This window comes from Streptosporangium sp. NPDC006013, from assembly GCF_040614275.1.
Lineage (GTDB): Bacteria > Actinomycetota > Actinomycetes > Streptosporangiales > Streptosporangiaceae > Streptosporangium.
The window spans coordinates 1-5,817 of the sequence record NZ_JBEXUE010000568.1 but is presented as its reverse complement, the minus strand read 5'-3'; the positions used below and the strand labels follow the sequence as shown (position 1 = coordinate 5,817).

Sequence of the window (5,817 nt, the reverse complement as noted above, 5' to 3'; positions counted from 1 at the left end):
CCAGGCTCGGAGAAACGCGACACCGCGATGACGCGCTTGCCGCCTCCGGCCGCCCTGACCCCGTTCAGCGCCGGGCGGACGTTGACAGCCGAACTCTCCCCCAGTTACGGTCTGGACCGTAAATGAGAGTGAGGAGTTCCGCGTGCGGACCATCGCAGAGCTGGAAGAACGCCTGTCACGCCCCCGTGACGGGCTGGTCGAGGATCTGGGCAAGCTCGACGGCGACATCATGGTGCTCGGTGCCGGAGGCAAGCTTGGCCCCAGCCTCGTCCGCCTGGCGCTGAACGGGGTCAGGGCGGCCGGAGGCGGCAAGCGCGTCATCGCGGTGTCGCGTTTCTCCGAGCCTGGCCTGGCGCAGGCGCTCAGCGACGAGGGCGCCACGGTCGTGGCGGCCGACATCGCCGACGAGAACGCGCTGCGTGAGCTGCCCGACGTGCCCAATGTGGTCTTTCTCGTCGGTGCCAAGTTCGGCACCCAGGGGCGCGAGCACGCCACCTGGTTCACCAACGCCTACCTGCCCGGTCGGGTGGCCGACCGGTTCGCGGGCAGCAGGATCGCCGCGCTGTCGACGGGCAACGTCTACCCGCTCGTTCCGATCACCTCCGGTGGTTCCACCGAGGACTCGCCCACCGGGCCGGTCGGCGACTACGCCATGAGCTGCCTGGGCCGCGAGCGTGTGCTCACTCATTTCGCCGAGGAGCGCGGCACACCGACGGCGCTGATCCGGCTCAACTACGCCGTCGAGACGCGCTACGGCGTGCTGGTCGACCTCGCGCAGAAGATCGTCGCCGGACAGGCCATAGACGTGACCACCGGCCAGGCGAACGTGGTCTGGCAGGGCTACGCCAACGAGGTGACGCTTCGCTCGCTGCTGCTGGCCTCCGTTCCGCCGTACGTGCTCAACGTGACCGGACCCGAGCTGGTCTCGGTACGGCAGGTCGCCACCGACCTCGGCCGCCTGCTGGGCAGGGAGCCGGTCTTCATCGGTGAGGAGGCCTCCACGGCGCTGTTGTCCAACGCCTCGCGCTGCCACGGTCTGTTCGGCTACCCCGATCTCACGCTTGCCGAACTGGTCGAGCACACCGCCCGCTGGGTGGGTGACGGGGGGGCGCTGCTGGGCAAGCCCACCAAGTTCGAGCGCCGTGACGGCGCGTTCTGACCGCATCGGCGAGAGTGAAAGGGGAACGTACGTGCTCAGCACGGCACCTGAGAGACATGGTTCCGTCCACGACCTGTTCCGCAAGGGCATAGTCATCCCGGCGCACCCGCTGGCGCTGACCGAGGAGCGGCGGCTCGACGAGCGGCGGCAGCGGGCGCTGACCCGCTACTACGTCGAGGCGGGGGCGGGCGGTCTGGCCGTCGGGGTGCACACCACCCAGTTCGCGATCCACGGCACGGGCCTGCTGCCTCCCGTGCTGGAGTTGGCCGCCGAGACCGTCCGTGGCTACGAGCGCGAGGTGGTGCTGGTGGCGGGCGCGACCGGGAGCACCGCGCAGGCGGTGGCGGAGGCGGAGTTGGCGGCCTCGCTCGGTTACCACATGGTGCTGCTGAGCCCGTATCGCGAGCTGGACGAGGATCAGCTCATCGAGCGGACCCGCGCGGTGGGGGAGGTGTTGCCGGTGATCGGCTTCTACCTGCAGCCCGCCGTCGGCGGCCGGACGCTGACCCGCGACTATTGGACGCGTCTGGCCTCGATCGACGCGGTCGTCGGCATCAAGGTCGCCCCGTTCAACCGTTACCGGACGCTGGACGTGCTCCATGGCGTGGTCAGGGCCGGGCGCACCCGCCAGGTGGCGCTCTACACCGGCAACGACGACCACATCCTGTCGGACCTGATCACCTCGCATCGCGTCGTCGTGGACGGCGAGGAGGTCGACGTCGAGTTCGTCGGCGGTCTCCTTGGCCAGTGGGCGGTGTGGGTGAAGCGGGCGGTCGAGCTGCTCGACGAGGCGCGGCGCGCCCGTGGCGGCGACGACGCCGCCGTGCGCAGGCTGCTCACCCTCGATGGGCACCTGACCGACGCCAACGCCGCCATCTTCGACGCCGAGCACGGCTTCCGCGGCTGCATCCCCGGTATCCACGAGGTTCTGCGCCGCCAGGGTCTGCTGGCCGGGCGCTGGTGCCTGGATCTGGAGGAGGAGCTCTCCCCCGGGCAGCGCGCCGAGATCGACCGGATCTGGGCGGCCTATCCGTGGCTACGCGACGACGAGTTCGTCGCCGAGGGCTTGGACCGGTGGCTGCGCTAAAGGGTCAGGCGGTAGAGCGTCAGCGGTCGGCCGCTGGAGCCGCTGGAAAGGTTGCCGGTGCGTTCGGCCAGCCCGGCCAGCTCCAGGCGGTGCAGCATCCGGCGGGCCGTGCGCTGCTGCACCGCGAGCCGCTCGGCGATCTCGCGGGTGGTCAGTGGCTGATCGCCCACCGTCGCCCGCGCCTCCAGCAGCTTCTCCAGCGTCGCCACCGACAGGCCCACCCGGCGGGCCAGGAGCGGCAGGTTCGTCTCGCTGGCCGGGGGCGGGGCGACCGACTCCAGCACGACGTCGGTGTCGGCCCGCAGCGACAGCACCGCGGCCACGTCGCCGATGCGCCGGGCCCTGGCCAGCGCCCTGCGGGCCAGGCTCTCGGCCTCGGCGGCGCTGCGGCCCAGGCCGAACCCAGCCCGCACGACCCGGCTGTAGGCGGCCAGCCGCGACAGCATCGGCAGGGAGGAGAAGCCGCCCGTCGCGTCGTGCAGCGGGCCGCGGGTGGTGACCAGCAGGTGGACGCCGCCCCGGAAGGCCGCGAGCGTGCCGCCAAGCGCGGTCGCCTCGCGCAGCAGGCCCTCCTCGCCGTCGAGCTCGATCAGGCCCAGCGCGATCTGCGCGTCCTCCTGCGCCTGGCCCTCCGCCGACAGCAGGAGCCGGCGCAGGGCGATGCGGACCGAGTGCGTCGAAGGCACCAGGCGCAGCACCGGGAGTTTGCCGCGCAACGCATCGTGCACCGAGCTGAGGCAGGTGATCACGGTGTGCTCGCCGCCGCGGCGGTGGAAGGCGATGGCCGACCGCGAGGTCAGGCCGCTGCGCCAGGGGAGCACCCGCAACTCGTCGGTGGGCAGGCCGGCCTCGGCGAACGTGGCGGTCACGTCGGCGCCCGACAGGGTGTCGATGGACAGACGGGTGACGTCGTGGCCCTGGTGCTGGAGCCGTACGAGGGCGCTGAGCAGGGTCGCGCCCGAGTAGTCGACGAACGCGGTGGGACGCGTGAGAACGTCGGCCTCTTGCGCGAGCATGTACGGCACGACGCCGGTGAACAGCCAGCCCTCCACCGCGCCGGCGTGCGCCTCGACGATCGTGGGCGCCTGCGACTCGTGGTCGTAGTCGAGCCGCAGCGTGCTCACACCCGGTTGTTCCTCACAGATGGCCGCCACGTCGTCGACCAGGTCGTGGGGGCCGACCACCCCGATGAGGATCCCCACTGAGACCTCCTGGCTAAATTACGGTCAAGACCGCTATGACTTTATCTCGTGCGAGGTGTTGCGTGACTCCGAAATTCCCCAGCGCCGCGGAAGCGGCCGGCAGGACACTCGGCGACGAGGAGGTGGCCGCCGCCGAGCGGGTGATCCGCTCGGGGATGCTCAACTCCGTGTGGGGCACCGAGACCAGGGCGCTCGAACGCGAGATGGCCGAGCTGTGCGGCGCCCGGCACGCCGTGGCGTGCAGCTCGGGCACCGCTGCTCTGCATCTCGCGGTCGTGGCGGCCGCTCCGAACCCGGCCGACGAGATCATAACGACGCCCATGACCGACTTCGGAACCGTGGCCCCCATCCTGGCGCAGAACGCGATCCCTGTCTTCGCCGACGTCGATCCGCTGTCCGGGAATCTCGATCCGGCCGCCGTGCGGGCCGCGATCACCCCGCGCACCAGGGCGATCATGGCCGTGCACCTCTTCGGCGCACCCGCCGCCGTGGACGAGTTGCGGGCGATCGCCGACGAGCACGGGATCATGCTGATCGAGGACTGCGCGCAGGCGTGGCTGGGCGAGCTGCCCGGCGGCCGGCCGGTGGGCGCCGCCGGCGAGATCGGCTGCTTCAGCCTGCAGCAGTGGAAGCACGTCACCTGCGGCGACGGCGGTCTCGTGGTCACCGACGACGACGCGCTGGCCCGGACGATGCGGCTGTTCTCCGACAAGGGCTGGGACCGGGCCGACGGGCGGCACCACCTGAGCTTCGGGCTCAACTACCGGATGACCGAGCTGCAGGCTGCGGTGGCTCGCGCGCAGCTGGCCAAACTGCCGGGCGTGGTGGCCGCCCGGCGGCACTGGGCCACGCGGTTGCTGCGGGAGCTGGCGGGGCTGCCGGGCCTCGCTCTGCCCGATCCGCGCGGGCACGCGTGGTGGTACTTCCCGGTCGTGCTGCCGGGCGGAGGGGCGCCGGAGCTCGCCGCCAGGCTGGCCGCCGACGGGATTCCGGCCCGGTCCGGGTATCTTGCCGAGCCGCTCAACCGGGCACCGTTGTGGGACGGGCCGATGTACGGTACGTCCAGATTTCCGCTGTCGGCGCCGCCGGCCGCCTGCCCCGAGGCGGACCGCCTGGTCGGCGAGACGTTGCTGATCGTGGACCTGAACGAGAACTACACCGCCGACCACGTCGCGGCGATCAGTGATGGATTCCGTCGTTACGTTCAGATGTCGGGCATTGACCCTTCATGAGGGTGGTCGCTACATTTCGGTCGGGACCGGTATTGCCAATAAGCCGGTGTTTCCAAGAAAGGAAGGCCCAATGAGGAAGGTCGCACTCGCCGGCCTCGCGGCCGCCCTGGGAGTCGTGCTCGCCGGATGCGGCGGCTCCGGCTCAGGGTCGGACAAGAGCACGGTGACACTCTGGATGTACCCCGTGATCGGGGATCAGGCCAAGAACCAGGCGTTCTGGGCCAAGATCGAGAAGGACTTCGAGGCCAAGAACGCCACGATCGATCTCAAGGTCGACCATCAGCCCTGGGAGGGCCGTCAGGAGAAGATCACGACGGCGCTCGCCTCGAAGAAGGGCTTCGACCTGGTCGTGCTCACTCCCGACCAGATCCCGCAGTACGCCAAGCAGGGCGCCCTGGCCCCGGTGGACGACGTGGTGGCCGCCGCCAAGACCTCCTTCCTGCCCAACGCTCTCACCGCGCTGAGCATGGAGGGCAAGCTCTACGGCGTGCCGATCTACCAGACCATCACCGCGCCGATCTACAACAAGAAGGCGTTCACCGACGCGGGCGTGACCGAGTTCCCCCAGACCTGGGAGGCGTTCAAGGCCGCCGCGCCCAAGCTCGCCGCCAAGAAGGTCGCGATCCTCGACTACCCCGGCGCCCCCGAGATCAGCCTGAACCAGAGCTTCTACCCGCTGCTGTGGGGCAACGGCGGCAGCGTGTTCGCCGCCGACGGCAAGAGCGTCGTCTTCAACGGTCCCGAGGGCATCGGGGCCCTGCAGTTCCTGCTCGACCTGCAGAAGCTGGGCGGCCTGCCGGAGAACGCGGCGACCAAGAAGAACGACATCGAGGGCGGCGCCCTGGCCGGAGGCAAGACGGCCGTCTACCACGCGGCCACCGCGCTGCAGGTCGCCCAGCTCGGCGCGGCGATCGGCGACGACAACGTCGGCGTCGGGCTGCCGCTGGAGAACACGAAGAAGGTCGCGTTCGGCATCCCCGGCGGGCTCGTGCTGGCCAAGCACTCGCCGAACGCCGAGGCCGCCAAGAAGTTCGCCGCCTTCCTGTCCGCGCCGGAGGCCTCGGCGGCGCTGGCCAAGGAGTCGGGCTTCTTCTCCGCGCGTACCGACGTGACCGTGCCCGGCACCTCTCCGGTCGT

At 70.6% G+C, this 5,817-nt stretch carries 5 protein-coding genes; 4 read left to right on the top strand and 1 reads right to left on the bottom strand.

Annotated features, from left to right (window positions below):
- Window positions 1–142: 142 nt before the first annotated feature.
- Together ABZ260_RS45120 and ABZ260_RS45115 are read left to right on the top strand one after the other, a co-directional pair.
- Window positions 143–1,159, top strand: coding sequence for an NAD-dependent epimerase/dehydratase family protein (locus tag ABZ260_RS45120; protein WP_355630423.1), 1,017 nt, complete (start codon window positions 143–145; stop codon window positions 1,157–1,159).
- Window positions 1,160–1,190: 31 nt separating this feature from the next.
- Window positions 1,191–2,246: a dihydrodipicolinate synthase family protein gene (locus ABZ260_RS45115; RefSeq protein WP_355630420.1), complete on the top strand. Its 1,056-nt coding sequence runs from the start codon at window positions 1,191–1,193 to the stop codon at window positions 2,244–2,246.
- Here ABZ260_RS45115 and ABZ260_RS45110 read toward each other — a convergent pair.
- Complete coding sequence (locus ABZ260_RS45110) at window positions 2,243–3,448, bottom strand: hypothetical protein (RefSeq protein WP_355630417.1); 1,206 nt, start codon at window positions 3,446–3,448, stop codon at window positions 2,243–2,245. The genes ABZ260_RS45115 and ABZ260_RS45110 overlap by 4 nt on opposite strands.
- Before the next feature lie 62 nt (window positions 3,449–3,510).
- Between ABZ260_RS45110 and ABZ260_RS45105 the strand changes: the two genes are divergently transcribed.
- Together ABZ260_RS45105 and ABZ260_RS45100 are read left to right on the top strand one after the other, a co-directional pair.
- The gene (locus tag ABZ260_RS45105) at window positions 3,511–4,680 is read left to right on the top strand and encodes a DegT/DnrJ/EryC1/StrS family aminotransferase (protein ID WP_355630415.1); all 1,170 of its coding nucleotides are present in this window, start codon (window positions 3,511–3,513) and stop codon (window positions 4,678–4,680) included.
- Between the two features lie 70 nt (window positions 4,681–4,750).
- Window positions 4,751–5,817, top strand: a 1,067-nt coding sequence (locus tag ABZ260_RS45100) for an extracellular solute-binding protein (protein WP_355630412.1), incomplete at its 3' end; no start/stop codon positions are given.